13 protein-coding genes are annotated in these 20,747 nt (G+C 59.7%); 6 read left to right on the top strand and 7 right to left on the bottom strand.

Going from position 1 to position 20,747, the window contains the following annotated elements; translation table 11 throughout:
- Positions 1–75 precede the first annotated feature (75 nt).
- Together WA928_RS02655 and WA928_RS02650 are read right to left on the bottom strand one after the other, a co-directional pair.
- Positions 76–1,320 (bottom strand): type II toxin-antitoxin system HipA family toxin, encoded by a 1,245-nt coding sequence (locus WA928_RS02655; protein ID WP_424299160.1) that lies wholly within the window; start codon positions 1,318–1,320, stop codon positions 76–78.
- The gene (locus WA928_RS02650) at positions 1,317–1,682 is read right to left on the bottom strand and encodes a helix-turn-helix domain-containing protein (RefSeq protein WP_424299157.1); all 366 of its coding nucleotides are present in this window, start codon (positions 1,680–1,682) and stop codon (positions 1,317–1,319) included. The genes WA928_RS02655 and WA928_RS02650 overlap by 4 nt, the downstream gene beginning before the upstream one ends.
- Positions 1,683–2,087: 405 nt before the next feature.
- Between WA928_RS02650 and WA928_RS02645 the strand changes: the two genes are divergently transcribed.
- On the top strand, positions 2,088–4,181 hold the full coding sequence (locus WA928_RS02645; RefSeq protein ID WP_424299154.1) for a TonB-dependent siderophore receptor: 2,094 nt from the start codon (positions 2,088–2,090) through the stop codon (positions 4,179–4,181).
- The gene (locus WA928_RS02640; protein ID WP_424299151.1) at positions 4,172–5,491 is read left to right on the top strand and encodes an MFS transporter; all 1,320 of its coding nucleotides are present in this window, start codon (positions 4,172–4,174) and stop codon (positions 5,489–5,491) included. The genes WA928_RS02645 and WA928_RS02640 overlap by 10 nt, the downstream gene beginning before the upstream one ends.
- A gap of 18 nt (positions 5,492–5,509) precedes the next feature.
- Here WA928_RS02640 and WA928_RS02635 read toward each other — a convergent pair whose 3' ends face one another.
- Complete coding sequence (locus tag WA928_RS02635) at positions 5,510–7,621, bottom strand: S9 family peptidase (protein WP_424299148.1); 2,112 nt, start codon at positions 7,619–7,621, stop codon at positions 5,510–5,512.
- A gap of 41 nt (positions 7,622–7,662) precedes the next feature.
- Entirely contained in the window at positions 7,663–9,876 is a 2,214-nt protein-coding gene (locus WA928_RS02630; protein WP_424299145.1) for a heavy metal translocating P-type ATPase, read from the bottom strand.
- A gap of 96 nt (positions 9,877–9,972) precedes the next feature.
- Here WA928_RS02630 and cadR point away from each other — a divergent pair, with 96 nt between their 5' ends.
- Positions 9,973–10,401 carry a Cd(II)/Pb(II)-responsive transcriptional regulator gene (cadR, locus tag WA928_RS02625; RefSeq protein ID WP_424299142.1) on the top strand — a complete coding sequence of 143 codons (429 nt, stop codon included), beginning with the start codon at positions 9,973–9,975 and terminating at the stop codon, positions 10,399–10,401.
- A 69-nt stretch (positions 10,402–10,470) separates the two neighbouring features.
- Here cadR and WA928_RS02620 read toward each other — a convergent pair whose 3' ends face one another.
- The 3 genes from WA928_RS02620 to WA928_RS02610 all read right to left on the bottom strand — a co-directional run bounded on the left by WA928_RS02620 (position 10,471) and on the right by WA928_RS02610 (position 13,913).
- The gene (locus WA928_RS02620; protein WP_424299140.1) at positions 10,471–11,364 is read right to left on the bottom strand and encodes a cation diffusion facilitator family transporter; all 894 of its coding nucleotides are present in this window, start codon (positions 11,362–11,364) and stop codon (positions 10,471–10,473) included.
- 152 nt (positions 11,365–11,516) lie between these two features.
- The gene (gene metG, locus WA928_RS02615) at positions 11,517–13,586 is read right to left on the bottom strand and encodes a methionine--tRNA ligase (RefSeq protein ID WP_350379659.1); all 2,070 of its coding nucleotides are present in this window, start codon (positions 13,584–13,586) and stop codon (positions 11,517–11,519) included.
- Between the two features lie 51 nt (positions 13,587–13,637).
- A complete protein-coding gene (locus WA928_RS02610) occupies positions 13,638–13,913 on the bottom strand; it encodes a hypothetical protein (RefSeq protein WP_350379656.1) in 276 nt (91 codons plus the stop codon).
- A gap of 151 nt (positions 13,914–14,064) precedes the next feature.
- Between WA928_RS02610 and apbC the strand changes: the two genes are divergently transcribed.
- The 3 genes from apbC (at position 14,065) to WA928_RS02595 (ending at position 20,716) form a co-directional block, all read left to right on the top strand.
- On the top strand, positions 14,065–15,147 hold the full coding sequence (gene apbC, locus WA928_RS02605; protein WP_350379654.1) for an iron-sulfur cluster carrier protein ApbC: 1,083 nt from the start codon (positions 14,065–14,067) through the stop codon (positions 15,145–15,147).
- A gap of 119 nt (positions 15,148–15,266) precedes the next feature.
- Positions 15,267–17,084, top strand: a complete 1,818-nt coding sequence (locus WA928_RS02600; RefSeq protein ID WP_417251826.1) for an autotransporter assembly complex protein TamA — start codon at positions 15,267–15,269, stop codon at positions 17,082–17,084.
- Positions 17,081–20,716, top strand: a complete 3,636-nt coding sequence (locus tag WA928_RS02595) for a translocation/assembly module TamB domain-containing protein (RefSeq protein WP_424299135.1) — start codon at positions 17,081–17,083, stop codon at positions 20,714–20,716. Before WA928_RS02600 ends, WA928_RS02595 begins: the two co-directional genes overlap by 4 nt.
- Positions 20,717–20,747: the final 31 nt, after the last annotated feature.

Genomic DNA, 20,747 nt, shown 5'->3' with positions numbered 1-20,747 from the left:
TGTGGCGTCTAGCATGTTGCATCCAACGGTTGAATCCGCAGCCGAAAGCAGTCGTCCGCACGGCAGCCATCTTCTCTATGCCCTGTTTGCCGAGAACGCCCCTGCGGTCAAATCAATGTCCGCACTGCTAAGACGCATCCGGCGAGCAGCATCCTGCCAACGATCGACAACCATGACTACTTCATCCACAATTTGCCGGGCCTGCACATCGTCCAGCCCATAAAATGCGGCCGTGCTGAGGACAGTCTCCAGGCTGGGTCGATTGTCGACGTCGTCAATATTCAAGACATGCTCTACCTTGTCGATATTCGGATTAACGTCAAAAGCAGGCGCGAGTCTCCATCCGGTCTCGCCAAGTACGAATCCGTGATTGCGAAGGTGGTCGTCGCGGTTGCCGACCGCGACGTTGAATGCGAGGCGCCTAAATAGCTGTTCCAAGTCTGCATCGGCATGCTCGGCGTCGCCCTGAGCTCGAATGAACTGCGCCAATTCCAGATAGCTCGTACCTTCACTTTGAGCCTTGCGAAGCAATGTCATTGCAGAGGCATAGAAGCGTCGTGAACCGTTGGCGCGATCGAAGCGTTGGACGCAGAAGGTATGGAAGTCGTTGTTTAGCTTGATGAGCTTCGCAGGCGGCACGTCTATCCCCGCTTTTTGGGCAAGTTGATGAACGATATATTCCCAAGCTCCGATGTCTCGATCGTCATCGTGTGCAGGAAATTTTCCGATCCAGAGTGAACCATCGGCTTCGGTAAAGTTGGCTTTTGGTCTTGCTCCGCCCAGAGACGCGCCAGGTGCGACGAGCACGGCGAGCCATTTTCGTAGCGCATCTAGATCGTCGATACGCCGGTTGCTGAGCTGGTAGGCCACGGCTTCCAGTTCTCGCAGCGTCGTTACCGGTGGAGCCGCCATTTTTTCGTCGCCAAGAAACGCTTCCGTACCTGGCCGGCGAAAGCGCAGCGCGCCTTGGCGAGTGAGGTCTTGCACGCCGATCAGGAAATCCCAGGCGTACAGCGTACGAGGAGAGCGTTGCTCATCCTTTGCCTGCAGGGCCTCGCGCCGCTTCATCAGTGTTTGTCCCCATCGGTCTGGTGACGAGTCCAGGAAGACGCCGAAGTTGCCTAGCTCGGGCTTGGGGAAGAAGGGGTGTTCATCCAGAGAGAGGTCTGGGTCCAGTGCGAAGGCGCGGGGGTCTTGTAGCCAATCGCGTTCGTAATGGAAGCGGATCTGGCCGCGATCATGGGCGAGCGTGCCGACTTGGCGTGCAGGGCCGAGATCGTCATCCAACCAGACTTCCAGGGTGTTGTCCCGCGCGATCATGTCGATTCCTCGCTGTTTGGGGCTGACGAGGGTTTGGTCGCTTTGGCACGAGTAGCCGTGCGGCGCTTGGGTGTTGGTTCAAGCGCCAGGTCCTGTAATTTACGACCAACCCTGTCGTCGGCTCCAAGCTGATTGAGGTCGTCCTCAAGACCAAGCGCGGCCAGAACCCGAACATAGGATCCCAGCGTAGCTCCAGGATCACCCGCCTCAACCTTGTACAAGGTGGTCCTTGAAATTCCTGCTCGTTGCGCTACGACGGCATTGCTTAGCTTGCGTCGCTTACGGGCAAGGCGCAGCCGCTCTCCCAGAGCGGAAAGGAGACGCTGTTCTTGAGGGAAGACGATAGGCGGTTTGCGTGGCATGTTCGCTATTATGGTCTATGTAAATATAATTTGTCCATAATAGCGTGAAATAAATTTTTTTGTCAGCGCCTAAAGAGAGTGGACAGCAGCCGCCCCCACACTGCATGCGTTGTGTGTCAATAAAATCCGGCACAACAGATCGATGCATCGCTAAGTATAGTCAGACATAAAGAGCGCCCACAAATTAGAAACCGGTACGGGATTGGGATCTTGCATTTCTTTCCAGATATTAATTATTGAAATGAGAACGATTCACGTTTAGAATCTCCCCATTTGCCCAGGGGCTAATGCCTGGGTGTGATTATTGGGGAAGCGTGAAATGGGAACAACAAATACACAGACGGCACGTGTCGGGAAACCGTCCAAACGCCTCATCTCTCTCGCCTGGCAGTGTGCGGAGGCGGCATGCTGAAGCCAAGCTGCTTGCCGGTATTCCGGGATATTGCTGTTGCAGGGTGGTGTGTGGCATTTATGCTGTCGCCTGCTCATGCACAGACCACCAATGTGAGTGCTTCGCCCGGTGGCGAGGACACATCGGTTGTCTCAGAATTGGATTCGGTCACGGTTGTTGGCACGATTGGCGATTTACAGAGCCTGGATTTCTATGCACCGCACTCCAGTGCTGTGATCAGCAGCCAGGATGTCGAGATGATAGGCGCCCAGACTCTTGACCAGGCTCTGCAATATCAGTCGGGCATTGTGAGTGAGCCCTATGGCCTGGACAACAAGACAGACTGGTTCCAGATCCGGGGGTTTAATGCCTCAGTCTCGCTGGATGGCGCGCCCACCACACCCAATGGCTATTTTGTCGGTAGGCCGGAAGTGTTTGGGTTGGAGTCCATTGAGGTAATCAAGGGGCCTGATTCTTTGGCGTATGGTGCCTCAGAGACGGGGGGCGTCGTCAATCTGGTGACCAAGCGGCCCCATAAGACGGAGTCCTTGGAAATGAACCTGGGCGGAGGCACTGGCAGCCGTGCAAGCTTGGGCCTCGATTACAACGGGATTGCCAACGAAGAGGGTAATGTTTATTACCGGATTGTTGCGCAGGCGCGTCGTGAGGACGGCATGCAGTACAACACACGCATGAAGAGCTATTATCTGGCACCCAGCGTGACATTCGATTTCAGTGATCGCACCTCGCTGACACTGCTGACTAGCGTCCAGCATGAAGACGGGATTCCCACCAATGGGTTTCTTCCTGGCTACGGCACTATTATCGACACCCCCTACGGCACAATCGACCGTCGGTTGAATGCCGGCGAGCCCGATTTCGATCGGTTCAAACGCACACAGGTAACAGCCGGCTGGTTGTTGCGCCATCAGTTCTCGGATGATTGGACATTTACGCAGAACTACAAGTTTTCGCGTATGAGCATAGATCGGCAGGATGTGTATGCTTCTTCATCCGATGGCGATCGCGGGCTGACACGCTTTTACAGCTATGCAAAGGGCAGCACACGGAATAACTATATTGATAATCGCGTGTCGGGCAAAATCCGTCTGGGCGACTCTGTGGAGCTGCTGCCTGTTGTCGGCTTTGATTACCTGAAATCCGACACCAGTGGTCAGAACAACCCTTATAGTAACGCTCCAAGCCTGGATATGTTTTCGCCCGTCTACGGAAAACCGTTTGCGGTGACGTCAACGCCCTATGATCTGAATACCAAACAGCTTGGTGTGTATGCGTCCACCCAGTTGCGCGTGGGGTCGCACTGGAATTTCAATGCTGGGTTGCGACACGACAGTGCCCAAGGCAGTGGCATGTCCGGCGGGGCCGATGCGGGCTACTCTGCCAGTCAAAATAGTGTCAATGTGGGCATGATGTACATCAGCGACTTCGGTGTTTCGCCTTATGTCAGCTATTCAGAGTCCTTTAAACCGCGGCCTGGCGTAGATGCGCACGGGAACATTTATCAGCCATTTATTGGCAAGCAAAAGGAAGTTGGCCTCAAGCTTGAGCCCGCTTGGCTGGGTGGCACCGTCACACTGGCATATTTCGATATCGAAGAAAAAAACGCCTTGGTGAATGATGCATCCGGCATCCAGACGCAGAGCGGAAAGAGCACGAACAAGGGCGTAGAGCTGCAGGGTGACTTCCGTATCGGGCCAAGCACTGCGGTGAAAGTGGCTTACACCTATAACCATTCCCGTCAGGACATCGATGGTGGCAAGACCATCCGTACACCGCTTATCCCCAGAAACCAGGCAAGCCTCTGGGTCAGCCATCAGCTCAATCTGCCGCATGGCAGTGGCCTGACAGTGGCTGCCGGTGTGCGCTATAACGGCCCAACCGAGGATCAGCAGTATTACCGTGGCGTCACGATTCCTGGCTATACCATCCTGGATATGATGGCCCGCTATCAGATCGATCGCCATTGGTCCTTACAGGTCAATGCGCGCAATCTGACCGACAAAACCTATGTCAGTGCTTGCAACTTCTATTGCTTCTATGGCAGCGGCAGGGTGGTGGATGCCCAGCTCCAATATCAATGGAAATAAGCGGTGATGCGGTGGCCGGCGCCCCCATAAAGGGGCCGGCTCAATGGACTGGTCGAGGGCTCTTCACGGTGGCGTTCCTGGGGATTGCCGCTGGGCTGCAGTTGGTGGATTTCGGGCTGCAGGCCGTGTCGCTCTCGGCCATTCAGCAAAGTTTCCAGGTCAGTGATACCGCGATTGGGGCGCTGCAAGGGCTGGCGGGTGTGCTGGTGGGCAGTGCCCTGGCTATTCCGCTGGCGCGATTTGGTGATCAGATCTCACGCAAACGCATGCTGTTGTGCCTGGTTGTCGTGTCTTCGATATTGATGGCGATGAGTGGCCTGGCACCAAATTTCCCTGTTTTCTTCCTGGGGCGATCAACGGCGGGGATCGCTGAGTTTGCGATGGTGCCGCTGGTGTATTCGATGATTCCCGATCTGGCGCCCGAACACCACCGGGTTGCCGCAAACTTGAGCTTTGCCGCACTGATGGCGGCAGGCGCGAGCGGCGGCTTTTATTTCAGTGGTGCCCTTCTGGCGACAGCCAGCGATTTCTTCGCTGGATCGATGGAGCCCTGGCGCAAGGGGTTCATGCTGCTTTCATTGGCAGGCCTGCCCTTGTTGCTGTTGGGTACGATAACGGTTGATCCGCCTCGGCTGGCTGCGGTAGGCGATACGATGGCTGGGTTGAGCCTGCGTCGTTTTCTGATGCGGCGCTGGCGGGCAATCGGGCTGTTTGTGGGTGTGGCGGGCTGTCTGATGATCGCCGTCCAGGCACTCAACCAGTTGCTGACCCTCGCGTTGGAGCGCCGTTTTGATGCTGAGCCCGCCCATATCGGCTACGCCATCGGCATCATCCTATTGGTGACGAGTGTGGGATGCCTTCCCGTGGCTGGCTTTCTGGACAGATTGATGGAGCGTCATTTTGGACAGGCGGTTCGGCCTCTGATCATGGGCCTGTCGACCATGCTCGCCTTGCCCGCCATTTTTTGGATGAATACGGTGCAGACACTGGATGGGGCCTTCGTCGTGGCGGGTGTCTTCTTGTTCATGACCTGCACCGCCAATGCACTGGTGCCCACCATGCTGCAGGATCTGGCTCCGCCCTCGCTGCGGGCCCGCATCTTCGCCCTGTGGAGTTTTGTGGTTTCGGTTTTCTGTGCCGCGGGGCCTTTGTTGGCCGGTGCGCTTTCAGATTGGCTGTTTGAACAGCATCTGCTTGAGGCAATCATTGCAGAGGCTGTTCCTGCGCTGGTACTCTCCGCGCTCTGTGCAGCAGGATCGTTTTTGCAGGGCTTGCGCGCACGCCGACCGCAGTTGGTTCCTTCCGTCTGACATGCCTGCTGGGCAGGCTTATCGCGAGCAGTGCGGGGTAAGCCCGGCGCAGCGGCAGGCGAAGGCCCAAAACAGGGCGGCAGAGGCGAATGCCTGATCCTGGTCGTCACTTTCCTGGTGGCCGCTGTCCGGATTCAAAACCAATATTGCGGGTTGGTCTCCGGTTGCCCGATGGCGGATGTTGGCAATCAGTTTGGCAGGCTCCCAGTAGGGGACACGATCGTCTTTCAGGCCCGCCGTGCACAATAATGGCGGGTAGTGCACTTCCAGGACATTCTCGTAGGGCGAGATGGCGGCGATGCTGTCGTAGGCGTGCGGATCGGCCAGGGGATCGCCCCAGTCGGGTCGCAGCAGCGGCACCAGCGGGTGGTCGGCGTCGCTAAGCGTATTGAGCATATCGACAAAGGGCACCTGAGCAATGACGCCGGCCCATAGTTCGGGTTCCAGGTTCATGGCGCCGCAAACCAGCAGCCCTCCGGCAGACACGCCCTGGGCGACGATCCGGCCGGGCGCGGCATAGCCGATGTCCAGCAGGTGGTGCGCGCAGGCGATGAAGTCGGTCATGGAGTTGCGTTTCTTTTCGCGGCATCCGTCCTGATACCAATGCCAGCCATTTTCCGAGCCGCCCCGCACATGCGCGATGGCGTAGCGAAACCCGGCATCCACCAGTACGGCGGCAGGCCAGGAAAATACAGGTTCGTAGGCAATGCCATAGGCGCCGTACCCGGTCAGGAGCACGGGCAATGCCGCATTGGCAGGCACATCCTTGCGCGACAGCACAGTCAGGGGGATCTGTGCACCGTCAGGGGCTGTGGCATGGAGACGCTCGAGCCGGTAGGCCGAGGGATCGAAGCGGCCCGGCGTCTCATCTCCGATAGCGTTGTAGTGCCCATCAAGCAGATCTACCTCCAGCCAGCGAGAGGGGCGGGCGGGTGTCTGGTGCGTGAAGCGTACCAGGCGAGTTTCATAGGCCTGCAAGGGCGCCAGGGCGATACTGTAGGCGGGCTGGTCAAACGCGATGGGTGTCTCTTTTCCTTCCGGGTGCATCACCACCAGACGCTGCAGTGTTTGGTGTCGCTCAATACGGATGAGTGCATCGGCAAACGGATGAACAGCCAGCAGTGTGATCCCTGGGCGATGGGGTACCAGCTCTGTCTGGATTGAGTAGTCTTGCAGGTTTACTTCAAGCAGCTTGCGATCGAAGGCGCCCTCTGCGTTGGTGAGCATGAGCAAGCGGCCGTTCCACTCGTCCATCGTGTAATGAACTCCTCGCTTGCGGGGCTGCACCATGCGGGGCGGATCGCTTTCAGTCGCGGCTGCAATGAGGTGAACCTCGCTGGTATCAGGCCCTGCCAGGGTCAGCATCACAAAACCACCGGCGGCGCTGCGTGCGACCTGCATGAACATTGCCGGGTCGTGCTCCTCGTGCAGGAGGGTGGTGTCGCCACATTCTATGGACGTGCGGTACAGGCGCGTGGGGCGGCTGTGTGCGTCGCGCCAGATCCAGAACACGGATTGCGAGGAGGGTGAGAAGACAAAGCCGCCATAGCCGTAGGCATCGGATTCGACCAGCGTACGGATATCCCCTGTCATCATGTCCAGCACGCAGATGCGATGGCGATCGTTTCCCACGAGATCCTCGGCCCAGGCGAAGTAGTGATCATCGGGGCTTGCCTGGTGGTCGGTTGCACGATAGTACGCGTGGCCACGCGCGCGTTCTGCTTCGTCCAGAAGTGGTTGAGCCTGGCCTTGAGCGGGATGGCGGGAGAAGATGCGGTGCGATTCTCCAGTGGGCATTTCACTGGTGTAGCGCCAGCTGTTGGCGGCTATGCCTGGCCTTGGTGGTGCGCTGCTTGTGGGTGCGTGATCTGTGAGGCGATCCAGAAACCACTGGATATCGGCATGCAGCGGGCGCAGGACCTCGGTTGCGTAGGCCATCTCTGATTGCAGGTGAGTGTGCAAGGCGGGAGGTAGTCCATCCAGCGTTCGAGAACCAGAGGGCGGGATGTATTTCATCCAGGCATAGGCATCCACCCGTGTGCGTCCGATCTGCGTGATCTCCTGGCTCTGGCGCGGTGCCTTTGGCGGGAGCACCGTTGAGGGATTGAATGAAGAGGTTCTTTTTGCCATGCGGATTATTGTGGATATTGCCTGGGTACTTGTGTCCCGCATTATCCCTGATGTCGCAGCAGGCGCAGGCCGTTGCCCACCACCAGCAGGCTGGCACCCACATCGGCAAACACCGCCATCCACATGGTGCCCAGCCCGATAACGGTCAGGGCTAAAAACACCCCTTTGATCAGTAGCGCCAGCGCGATGTTTTGCACCAGTATCCGGTGTGTGGCACGGGATAATCCGATAAACCAGGGGATCTTGCGCAGGTCGTCATCCATCAGTGCGACATCTGCGGTTTCGATGGCTGTATCGGTGCCCATGGCACCCATGGCGAAACCGATATCGGCCCGGGCCAGGGCAGGGGCGTCGTTAATGCCGTCGCCCACCATGCCTACGGGGCCGTGGCTTTGGCTTAGTTGGGTAACTGCCTGCAGCTTGTCTTCGGGCAGCAGGTTGCCCTGTACCTGATCAATCCCCACTTGGGCGCCGATGGCGGCTGCTGTGTGGGCATTGTCACCGGACAACATTGCTGTGCGCACCCCCTGGGCATGCAGGCTTGCAATGGCGGTGGCACTCTCAGGTTTGACGGCGTCTGCCACGGCGTACAGGGCCAGCACCTGCTGGTTATCAGCCAGCATGACAACGGTTTTGCCCTGTTGTTCCAGGGCTCCCAGGGTGGTTTCCAGTGCGGGTGAGCACAAACCTTGTTCGTGGATCAGGCGATGATTGCCCAGCCAATAGGTTTGCAGCTCGGTGGTTGCGCGGGCGCCGCGGCCAGGCAAGGCTGCAAATGAGGACACGACAGGCAGGTTTTCTGCCGATAAGCCTTGCGCCACAGCGCGGGAAACCGGGTGGTCAGACTGGCCGGCGATGCTTGCCGCCAGATCGACACATTGCTGTGCGGGCAGGGTGCCCAGTGTGTACTGATCGGCCAGGACAGGCCGTCCGTGCGTCAGGGTGCCGGTTTTGTCCAGGGCAATCCAACGCAGCAGGCGTCCTTGTTCGAGATGGACGCCTCCCTTGATCAGCACCCCATGGCGTGCCGCTGCTGCCAGGCCGCTGACGATCGTGACCGGCGTGGAGATAACCAGTGCGCAGGGGCAGGCAATCACCAACATCACCAGGGCCTTGTAAATCCACTCGTACCAGCCTCCCAGGCCGAGCATCGGTGGCAACACCGCAATGGCCAATGCCAGAAGCACCACCAGCGGTGTGTACACGCGGGCAAAGCGGTCAACAAAACGCTGGGTGGGGGCCCGTGCCGATTGTGCCGTTTCGATCGCCCGGATGATGCGCGCCAGCGTGGAGTCGCCCGACACCGCCAGCACCCGAAACTCGAGCGTACCTGTGCCATTGATGGTGCCGGCATACACGGAATCTCCGGCGCTTTTATCGACAGGCAGACTCTCGCCTGTGATGGGGGATTGGTCGACGGTGGATTGGCCTGACTCGATCTGGCCATCCAGGGCGATGCGCTCGCCCGGCCGCACACGAACCCGTGCGCCGGTTTGCACAGAGTCTGCTGGCGTGGTGTGCCAGCTGCCGTCTGTTTGCTGCACTAGCGCCTCATCGGGGCTTAGCCGCATCAGGCTCTGAACAGCGTTGCGTGCGCGATCCAGCGAGAGCGCTTCGATGCGCTCGGCCAGGGTGTAGAGCACCATCACCATGGCGGCTTCGGCCCATTGGCCCAGCAGCAACGCGCCTGTGACGGCAATGCTCATGAGGGCATTGATGTTCATCTGCCCGTTGCGTAGGGCTGTCCAGCCTTTGCGATAGGTGACCAGGCCGCAGCCCGCCACAGCCAGTACGGACAACATGGCGGATACCCACCAGGGGGTGTTCCACCAGTGTGCGGCTTCTGCAGCCAGTGCAGCCAGCCCCGACGCTGCCAATGGCCACCAGGGATCGGGGGTTTCCGGTGTGGCAGGGCGCCCTTCGATGGCTTGTTCGGGTGTAAAACCCAGGTTCCGGATGGCAGCCAGGACGGCATCCAGGGCATCTGGCGTGTGTACGACTGTCAGCACGCGCTGGATAAGATTGAATTCCAGCCGTTGCACCTGGGGGAGCTTGCCCAGTGCCTGACGGATCAAGGCTTCTTCGGTGGGGCAATCCATCTGCAGGATCCGCAACTGTGTGCGCAGGCCGTTTCCCTCGTGCCTTGGGGCCGCCAGCGTGTCGGTGGCCGCTTGGGGGCTGTGGGCGTGGTGAGGCCTGTGACAGCAGTGGGGCTCTGTGGGCTGGGCTGCGTGCGTGTGCGTGCAGGATGACATGGCAAATGCCTGTGATGCGGATTATGATGAGATTGAACACCCTGTAGTAACTACAAGGTCAAATCCCTCGAACCCTCAGCAGCAGGCACGCAAGTCATGAAGATCGGCGAACTCGCACAAGCCACAAATTGCCCCACAGAAACCATCCGTTTCTACGAAAAATCCGGCCTGTTGCCCGAGCCTGGGCGCACCCCGGGCAATTACCGTCAATATGGTGCTGCGCATCTCGAGCGCCTGCGCTTTATTCGCAACTGCCGCAGCCTGGACATGGCCCATGACGAGATCCGGGCATTGCTGGGCATGATTGATTATCCGGCACGCGATTGCGGAGATATCAACCAGTTGCTGGATGAGCACATCGCCCACGTACAGGTGCGTTTGCGTGAGCTTGAGGATTTGCGCGGGCAGTTGCTGCGGCTGCGTGGCCAGTGTCAGATTGAGCAGGCGGTGGACAGCTGCGGGATTGTGCAGGGCCTGTCGCGGATGCAAACCCCCGAGAAGCCACCTCATGCCACACATTTGTAGGCAAGCCTGTGTTTAGGCGCCCTGTGCGCAGACCCGCGTACTAGACGTGCCAGGCATCGTTAACGGTGTCTAAACCGGATCAAAATGTGTCATGACATCCAGCACAGGCAGGTCGGCCATGACACGCTCACGGGCGGCCACAGCAATGGCATGGCCGGCCTCGATAGTCAGCTGGCCGTCCATTTCGATGTCCACCTCAACCCACACCATGTCGCCCATCTTGCGTGTGCGCAGATCGTGGATGCCGCGCACGCCCGGAGTGCCCAGAATGCGCTCGCGGATGGCCTGTTCGGTTTCATCGTCGACTGCACGATCGACTAGGTCGTTAAAGGCTTGCGATGAAAATTTCCAGCCCATGCGGATGATCATCAGGCCCACGATCAAGGCGGCCAGCGGGTCGGCCAGTGGCAGGCCGGCCAGGTTGGCGCCGATGCCCAGTGCCACCACTAAAGAGGAGGCTGCGTCAGACCGCGCATGCCAGGCATTGGCCACCAGCATGGTAGAGCGCACTTTGCCCGCCACATGCAGTAAATAGCGAAACAGCAGTTCTTTGGACAGCAGCGCCAGCAGTGCCACATAAAAAGCGGCGGCATGCACCACCGGGATGAGGTCGGGTGCCTGCAGGCGCTCGAAACTGCGCCATAGCATCCCGATCCCCACGACAGCCAGCAGTACGCCGATGCCCAGCGTGGCCGCGGTTTCAAAGCGCAAATGCCCATAGGGGTGATCGGCATCCGGCGCCTTGCCGCTGTGCTTGTTGGCAAACAGCACAATGCCATCGGAGATCAGATCCGAAAGCGAATGGATGGCATCTGCCACCAGGGCCTGGGATTGCGCAAAAATGCCAATCACCAGCTGGACGGCAGTGAGCAGCAAATTGACCCAGACGCTGACCCAGGTGCTGCGGCGCGCGGCAGCCTGGCGCTCGGGGGTCTCTACTTGGGCGGCAGAAGCGGGTGTCATGCCCGCAAGTATACGGGCGGTTCAGCCCAGCTGCTGCAGTACACTGAAAACCTTGTCGGTCATACAGGATTGGCCCCGAATGCTGGTGCCCTCACCGCCTTTTTTCAGCCGCGTATGGCGTCTGGCGCGTCAGCTTCCCTGGCATTGGCTGATCAGTGAATCCGCATGCCTGGCTGGGCACCCTCCCAGGGCTCAAGCACATAGATGCCCGGATGTGCAGACTCATCCGCGTGGCTGGCAGCCAGCACCATGCCTTCGGAGACGCCAAAGCGCATCTTGCGCGGGGCCAGGTTGGCCACCACCACGGTCAGCTTGCCGGCCAGATCGGCGGGCTGATACATCGATTTGATACCCGAAAACACCTGGCGCAGACGGCCTTCGCCTACATCCAGAGAAAGGCGCAGCAGCTTGTCTGAACCCTCTACGGCAGTGCACTCGACAATCCGGGCGATGCGTAGATCGATCCGGCCGAAGTCCTTGATGTCGATGGTGTCGGCGATGGGTTCGCCGCCGGGCTGAACCACGGGCTCTGCCGGGGGCTCGAACAGGGCATCCAGCTGGGCAGGGTCGACACGCTGCATCAGGTGCTTGAACGCGGCAATCCGGGTAGGCAGTTGATCGGCGTCCGACCACACATAGCTGCGGGCATGGCCAAAGAGCTCGTGGGCCACCCGGTGCGTAAGCGCCGGCAAGACGGGTGAGAGCATCACCGACAACGCCTGGAAACCGGCCAATGCCCGTGAGCAGACGTCCTGCAAGGCTGCTTTTTGGGCATCGTCGGCCTGAGCCAGGCCTTTGGCCAGCACCCAGGGTTGGGCGGCATCGAATGCCTGGTTGATTTTGTCGGCCAAAGCCATGATGCGACGGATGGCGCGGCCATAGTCGCGGGCTTCGAAGTCGGCCTGAACTGCGCTGGTGCATTGACGCAACTCGGCCTGCAGCTCGAGGGTGTCTCCTGCATAGCCCAGCGCGCCATCAAAGTGCCGTGTGATGAAGGTGGCGGCACGGCTGGCAATATTGACGTATTTGCCGATGAGGTCGCTGTTGACGCGGGCAATGAAATCATCCGGATTGAAATCAAGGTCTTCGACGTGGGCATTGAGCTTGGCCGCAATGTAGTAGCGCAGCCATTCGGCGTCCATGCCAATATCCAGATAGCGCAGCGGTGAGATCCCCGTGCCGCGGCTTTTGGACATTTTTTCGCCGCTTACCGTGATAAACCCGTGCACGTGCAGCATGTCGGGTACCTTTCGGCCCGAAAACTTGAGCATGGCAGGCCAAAACAGGGCGTGAAAATACACGATGTCCTTGCCGATAAAGTGCACTTGCTCGGTGTCGGCATCCGGCGACAGCAGCTGTTCGTAATCCAGGCCCTGCTTCTGGCAGTAGGCCTTGAGAGACGCCAGATATCCAACCGGCGCATCCAGCCACACATAAAAATATTTGCCCGGTGCGTCCGGGATCGGGATGCCAAAGTAGGGCTCGTCGCGTGAAATATCCCAGTCGGCCAGATTGGCTTCGGCGCCCTCTGCGGTGCCCAGCCATTCGCGGGTTTTGCCCAACACTTCGCTTTGCAGCCGTGCGGTGCCGTCCTGCCGGCGGCCGGTGGTCCATTCTTGCAGGAAAGCCACACAACGGGGATCGGACAGCCGAAAGAAAAAATGCTCGGAGCTGCGCAACACCGGGCGTGCCCGGGTAAGCGTCGAATAAGGCTCGATGAGCTCGGTGGGGCTATACACGGCCCCGCAGGATTCGCAGGAATCCCCGTATTGGTCTTTGGTGTGGCAGCGCGGGCATTCGCCTTTGATGTAGCGGTCGGGCAAAAACATGCCCTTGACGGGGTCGTAAAACTGCTCGATTTCGCGGCTGTTGATAAAGCCTGCAGCCTTTAGTGCGCGGTAGATATCCTGGGACAGCGCGATGTTCTCGGCAGAGTCGGTGCTGTGCCAGTGGTCGAAGCGGACATGGAATCCATTGAGGTATTTTGGGCGCTCGGAGGCGTAGCGGGCCACCAGGGCTTGCGGCGTGATGCCCTCGGCTTCGGCCTTGAGCATGATAGGTGCCCCATGGGCATCGTCTGCGCCCACAAAGTGCACGGTGTGTCCCGCCATGCGCATGGCCCGTACCCAGGTATCAGCCTGGATGTATTCCATGATGTGGCCAATGTGGAAAGAGCCATTGGCATAGGGCAGGGCAGTGGTAACAAATAGGGTGCGCGGCATGGCGGGCGGGCTGACTAGGGAAAAACACTGATTCTATCAGCCCGCCAGAGATCACGGGATCTCGCGCATTTCGATGTCGGTGACATCCTGACGGCGAGCCGTTGGGGCCTCTGCGGACCATCGGCTGGATCGGTTGGGCATGGGCGGGCGCCGGCGCTCGGCCCAGTAGGCCTTGACGCCGAAGGGGCGCCCTTGCAGGCGCGCCACAATGTACAGCACTGCGATGGCCAGCAGTGTAGATGCCATGAAAATCATGGCCATGATCAGGCCAAAGAAGGCCAGAACCAGAAACAGGGCGGCTCGCAGGGTTTGCTGGATGATGTTCATATGAATAAGACCTCTGTGGCCGAAAAAAGTTGCAGGGGGTGGCGGCATGCGGGCCAACCCCGGTTGGTAATGATCATATCGGGGTCAATCCGCAGATTTCCAGGGGAATCCGCTATGCTTGTGGTTTCGATTGTTTTCATCGGGACGATTCATGAGCACCCCCCAGGAAATCCGCACGGTTTTATCGCGGGTCATTAACCCGGATACCCGAAAATCTCTGGCTGTGACAGAGGCCGATCTACAAATCCGGCCTGCCGGACAAGCCTTTGATATCACTGTAACGCTGGGCTACCCAGTATTCAACGGTGAGCCTGCCTTGCGCGAAGCTATCGGTCAAGCCCTGTCAGCCGCGGGGGTAACCCTTGGCCAGCTGGATTTCCAGTCGCGCATTGATACGCATGCCGTGCAGCGGGGCTTGCGTCCGCTGGATACGGTGCGCAATATCATTGCCGTGGCATCCGGCAAGGGCGGAGTAGGTAAAAGTACCACGGCCGTCAATCTGGCACTTGCCCTGCACGCACAGGGGGCCCGTGTGGGCTTGCTCGACGCGGATATTTACGGTCCAAGCGTGCCTATCATGCTGGGCTTGTCGGGCAAGCCCAAAAGCGCCGACGGCAAAAGCATGGAACCCATGGTTGGCCACGGTCTGCAAAGCAACTCCATCGGCTTCTTGATGGATGACGAGGCACCGGCCATCTGGCGTGGCCCCATGGTTACCCAGGCGCTAACCCAGCTGCTTTCGCTTACCAAATGGAACGATCTGGATTATTTGATTGTGGACATGCCTCCCGGAACAGGCGATATTGCCCTTACCATGGCGCAAAAGGTGCCCTTGACGGGCGCCATCATCGTCACCACACCGCAAGATCTTGCCTTGGCCGATGCGCGCAAGGGTTTGATCATGTTCCAGAAAGTGGATGTTCCTGTGTTGGGGATCGTAGAAAACATGTCTGTGCACGTGTGCTCCAATTGCGGGCACACCGAGCCCATCTTCGGGCAGGATGGCGGCCGTCAACTGGCAGCCACCTATCATCTGCCGTGGCTGGGTGGTTTGCCGCTGCAAATCGACATTCGCCAGGAAACCGATTCGGGTCGTCCCAGCGTAGTGGCATCGCCAGATGGCACGGCAGCAGGCCTGTACCACGAGATCGCCCACCGGCTGGCGGTTCATGTGGCGGGGCAGCCGCTGGATGATTCCAAAACCCGGCCCCAGGTTGTGGCCCGCAAAGTTTAATGCGGATACGGCGTGCCCTGATATCGGCATGCCAGCGTGTGCTGGCAAACTGCAGGCCAGGTAGTCGATGGGCAGCCACAAATATATTGTGGGCACCGAACGCGGCTGCTTGCAGCGCGCTGGCCTGTTTGCTGGCCAGCCCCTTCGCCCTGGCCGCACCGCCACAAGTCATCATCGATCCCGGCAGTTCGCCGCCCAAGGTGTTACAGGCAATTACCGATGCAGTGGGCGCCATTACCCGCCTGGCCGACGACCAAGACCTGCGCGAGGTCTCGCGTTTGCGGCGCCGTGCCTGGGATGCAGCGCACGCCGCCTTGCAGACGCAAGGCTATTTTGATGCCAAGGTGACCCTGGATGTCACCGAAGGGCCGCCTGGGCAAGGCGAGTTCTGGGACATCACGATTGATCCCGGCATACGCACCCGGGTGCGTCAGCTGGGCTTAAGCTTTAAGGGTGCCATTGCTACGCCTGCCTACCAGGGGCGGCGTGATGCCTTGCGCTCGGATTGGCTGCTCAAGCCCGGGATGCCATTCATCAACGACGATTGGCACGATGCCAAGGCAGGTTTGCTGCAGTCTGTGGCCGAGCAGGATTTTTACTTTGCCCGGCTTGATCCCACACAGGCAGTGGTCAATCCCGAGACCTCCCAGGCTGATCTGGCGGTCAATGTCGACAGTGGCCCTCCGGTAAAAATGGGCGAACTGCAGGTGCTGGGGCTAAAACGCGTACCTGAATCCCTGATCCGGCGCTATGTGCAATATCAGCCGGGCGACCCCTATAACCAGACCTTGCTGGAAGATTGGCAGCAATCTTTGCAGTCCACCACATTTTTTCGCGGGGCGTTTGTCACCATGGTCGATGGTGACGCCGATCCCACCTCCGCAGACGCTGATAAAACCAGCGATGAGACTATCCAGGATCAAAAAAGCAAGCCGCTGCCGCCCTCCGAAACTGAGCCGGTCACCTTGCCTGTGCGGGTACGGGTAACCGAGGCGCCGGCGCGTTATGCCAGCGGGTCATTGGGGGCGGACAGTGATCACGGCGTGCGCGTTGAGGGGCTATACCGCCAGAATGTCGTCTTTGGGCTGCCTGTCTGGATAGAAACCGGTGCGGGGGTTGATCGCGACCGCCAGCGTGCCTTTTTTGATGTGCACCTGCCGCCAAGCCCCTCGGGCTATAACGACAGCTTTGGTGTTTTATATGATCACTCCGACATCGAAGGGCTGGAAACCAGCCGCTCCGGCCTGGGGTGGAGGCGCAACCAACTGCGCAAGGCGGCGGGCGACAGCCGTGTCGAATATGAAACCACCTTGGCGGGCTTGCTGGCCTACGACAAAACCCGTATCTCGGGGGCTTATAAATACGAAGTCCCCAGCTGGGCCGCCACCTGGCAGTGGCTGCGGCGTGACGTCAATAACAAATATGATCCGCGTGAAGGCAACCTGATCGAGTTTGGGGTCGGTGTGGGTACCACGCTGGATGATGGCCAACCGTTTTACCGCACCAGCCTGCGTGCGCAGCAATGGTGGACAATTGCTGATCGGGACGTGCTCACGGTTCGTGGTGAAATCGGCAAGGTGTGGTCGCACACCAATCGCCTGCCCCAGGATTTTTCCTGGCGCACCGGCGGCTCGCGCACCATACGTGGTTATCGCTATCAAAGTATCGGCCTGCAACGCGGCGACGCCGTGATCGGTGCACCGACACTGGGTGTGCTCAGTGTTGAATACACGCATTACTTTACCGAGGTGTTGGGGGCCAATGTGTTTGTAGATGCAGGGGATGCAGCGCCCGCCTTTGATCAGTTCGACTGGCACCTGGGTTATGGCGCCGGGCTGGCGGTGAGAACCCCGGCAGGCCCCTTCTTTGTCGATTTGGCTTGGGCACAAAAAGACCGGCGCTTGCGTCTGCAGTTTTCTTTGGGGATCGCGTTTTGAGCCGGCTGTTGCGCATGCGCCGTGCGCTGGCCCGGAGTCTGCGCATGTTTGGGCTTTGGGTTCTGCCGCCGCTGGTGCTGCTCTTGGCGCTGGCGGTGGGCCTGGTCTGGTGGTGTGCTGCCAGCACGTCGGGCACCCAGTGGCTACTGCGTACTGCCGTCGGGCAGCTGGACGGTCGGATCCATGGCGTGCGGGGTACTCTCAGCGAGGGCATTTATGTGGATGGCCTGCATATTGTGCTGCCGCAGGCCGACATCCGCGTCACTGGTTTGCACCTGAAGGTATTATGGCCCGAGCTTCTCAACCGCCGTTTGCATCTTAATGACCTTTCCGCGGTTCGTGTCGATGTGGTGACGCAAGCGTCAGATCCTGATGCAGCCCCTTCCGAACCGTTCAAGATGCCGGCTTTGCCGCTTACCGTGCAGGTGGATCATTTGTCGTTGGGTGGTCTGGGTCTGCGCCTGGATGGTGCCGAGCTGCCTGTCCAGATCCTGGGGGTCTCCACCGCACTGACAATCAATGCAGACACTGCCAGCCTTGCCTTAAACCAGCTGCAACTGGCCCATGGCAGCACGCTGGTATCGGCCAGTGGCAACCTTGCCTTGCGTGGCTTTGCCGCGCCCTGGCCCTTCGAACTCAATTTGCATGCGCGCGGCCAGGATCGCGCCGCGGGCTCGCCCGTGTGCGTGCGGGCTGCTCTGCAAGGCACCCGCACAGAACCAGTTAAAGACAAGCAGGCGGCCTCTGTAAAAAACGCAGCCACCCATACGGCCAAGGATGCACCGGCTGGCTCTGTTGCGGATGCCCCCGGCCAGACCCCCGGAGCGCCGGATTTCACGGGCCGACCCAGCTGCCAGCTGGATCTCGACCTGCAGCTGGCGGGCTCTCTGGATGCGATGCATTTGCAAGCCCGGGGTGAGGGCGAAGGCCTGTCATTGACGGCCGAGGCCGAGCTCCTGCCCTCCCAGGCGTTTCCGCTGGGTCGCAGCAAGGTGCATCTGGCCTTGTCCGAGAGCGAGGGCCTTGATCTTCAGGTGCTGCCTGGTGCGGCGGACAGCCAGGGCGTGCGGCCCGTGGACATGCAGTTATCTGCCCGTGACCTTGTGCTGGATCCCTGGTTGCCCAGGGACGTGGGCGCGACACGGCTTAATCTCCAATCCACGGGAACACTGCACCTGACACCCACCCACCAGTTGAAAGATGTCTCTTTGTCTGTGGATGTGGGCAAGGGCAGTCGATGGAATGGCGAGCCTTTGTCCGGCCACGTGCGGCTGGGACGGTTGGGCCGTGCGCAGGGGGTACTGCTGGATCCCGCCACCGGCCCGCTGGACTGGCTCAGTTTGCGCGCGGACGACCTGGATCTGGCCCTGGATTTGGGGCCGGATCATCTGCGGCTATCCGGTGGTCTGGCTGCCGATCAGAGCAAACTGGTGGTGGACGCAAACATCCCGAAGCTGGCAGCCATCTGGCCTGGCTTGCCCGGCACGGGCCGCCTGAAGATCGACACCTCGGGCTCTGTGGCCAAGCATCAGCTCATCTTGCAGGCACACTATCAGCCGCCTGATGCACAGGCCGATATCCCTGGCCGGGCCCCGGTGGATGTCCAACTGAAAGTCCAGGGCGGCTGGCAGGCGGATGCCGGCTGGGCGGGGCAAGTGGCCAGCATCCAAATCGATCATGCCTCGGCCCGTCTGCGCACCGAGCGGCCTGTTGCCGTGCGGCTGGACCCCCATGGGCAGTGGCAGGTGGGCCAAGGGGTTGTTGATATTGCGCTCAAGGGTGAAACCCTCCTGAAACTGCAGCATCAGGAATCTGGTGGCTTGGCCGGGCAGTGGCACACACAGGGAAAAATCAATCCGCTGGTGATTACACCCAAGCGGATCAGCCAGTTGCAGGCGTGGCTGGGCCAGGCCAAGCGTGATCAGGGCGGTATCGAGACGGCATTGGCCAAACAGGCTGAAAATAGCCAGTTGCGCATGGCGCTGGACTGGAACCTCAAGCAAGACAAGGCGCTCGAAGGTGCGATCCATCTGGTGCGTCTGGATGGCGATTTGCTGGTACCGGGCGACATCCCCATTCAGTTGGGGCTCGAGACTGCCCGGGCTGATCTCGTTATTCAGCCTGGCGGTGGTGGCAACAGCAAGGCGTCCATGGACGTGCAGGTGGCTACCCGCGATATGGGCAAGATGCGGATTCAGGCTGATACGCCCATCCGCCGCACCGCCAGTGGTGGTTTTGGCATCTCCATGCAAGACGAAAAGCACATCCACGTCCAGGCCGAGTCTGAAGATCTGGCATGGGTCAACCTCCTGCTGGACGGCTCCATGGAGATCGGCGGCACCGTCCATGCCGATATCCGCGGGCACAGCCTGCCTGGCGGGCGCTGGTTTTTTAGCGGCCCCTTGCGTGGCGAGAACATGAGTTTTCTGATGCTGGATCAGGGGATCCGCCTGATCCAGGGCACGCTGCAGGCGCATATGGACGGCACAAACGTGGTGCTGGATCAGCTGCGGTTTCCTGCGGTGCGCCGGGTAACCCCCAAAGAGTGGCGCACGGCAACATGGATCGCAGAGGATCCAGATGCGCAAAACGGCTACCTCAAGCTTAGCGGGCAATGGAGTTTGCTGGAGCAAACCGGCGCGGTACGGATACAGTTTCACCGCTACCCGCTCCTGCAGCGGGCGGATCGCTACGCGATGGTCAGTGGACAGTTGGATATCGATGCCACGTTGCCGCGTATCGGCCTTCAAGGCAAGATCGTGGCGGATGCCGGCTGGTTTGATCTGGACATGCTCAACAATATTCCGGCGCTCGACAGCGATGTCGTGATCCTGAAAGCCGGAGAAAAAGAAGCGCCCAAGCCAGCGGCGCCTTCGCTGGACATGCAGGCCAATCTGGAGATTGATCTCGGGCCGCGTTTTTATCTCACAGGTTATGGGCTGGATTCGGGCCTGGTGGGCAGCCTGCAGCTGCAATGGGCGCGGGACAAGCTGACAGCCCTGGGTGCCTTGCGCACGCGCGGTGGCGCGATCAACGCTTATGGTCAACATCTGCAATTGCGCCGTGGCCGGATTACGTTTCAGGGTGATATCGCCAATCCGGTGCTGGATATCCGGGCCCTGCGCACCGATGTGGCGGTTCATGCGGGGGTGCAAGTGGTGGGTACTGCCCGTCGCCCACGCATCGACCTCATCTCCGAGCCCGATGTCAGCGAGACAGAAAAACTGACCTGGTTGCTGCTGGGGCATGGGCCTGATAATGGTGGAGCGGACATGTCTTTGCTATTGTCTGTGGGCAGTTCGTTTTTGTCCAAGGGCGAGCCCTTTTACAAGCGCTTTGGTTTGGACGAGCTCAGTATGCGCTCGGGCGAGCTGGGCAGCAGCGGCAGCATCTTGCCGGTAGAAAGTGTGGTTCGCAGCCTGGATACAGGAGCAAGCCCCATCGAGCAGCAATTTGTGCGGGCCAGCAAAACCTTGAGCACGGATCTCACCGCCAGCCTGGAGCAGGCCCTGGCACAAACCGGCACGGTGGCCCGCTTGAGTTATCGTCTGATGCGCGGGCTTCAGGCAGAGGTGACAGCCGGTACGGTCAGTGGTTTGGCATTGGTCTATCGCTGGTTCTCCATGGATTGATAAAATGACGCAATACTGAACAGAGGATGTC

The sequence above is a fragment of the Castellaniella sp. genome, from assembly GCF_049651205.1.
Classification (GTDB): Bacteria; Pseudomonadota; Gammaproteobacteria; order Burkholderiales; family Burkholderiaceae_B; genus Castellaniella.
Note: the sequence above shows the minus strand (reverse complement) of the source record. Positions and strands in the feature narration are given on the sequence as shown.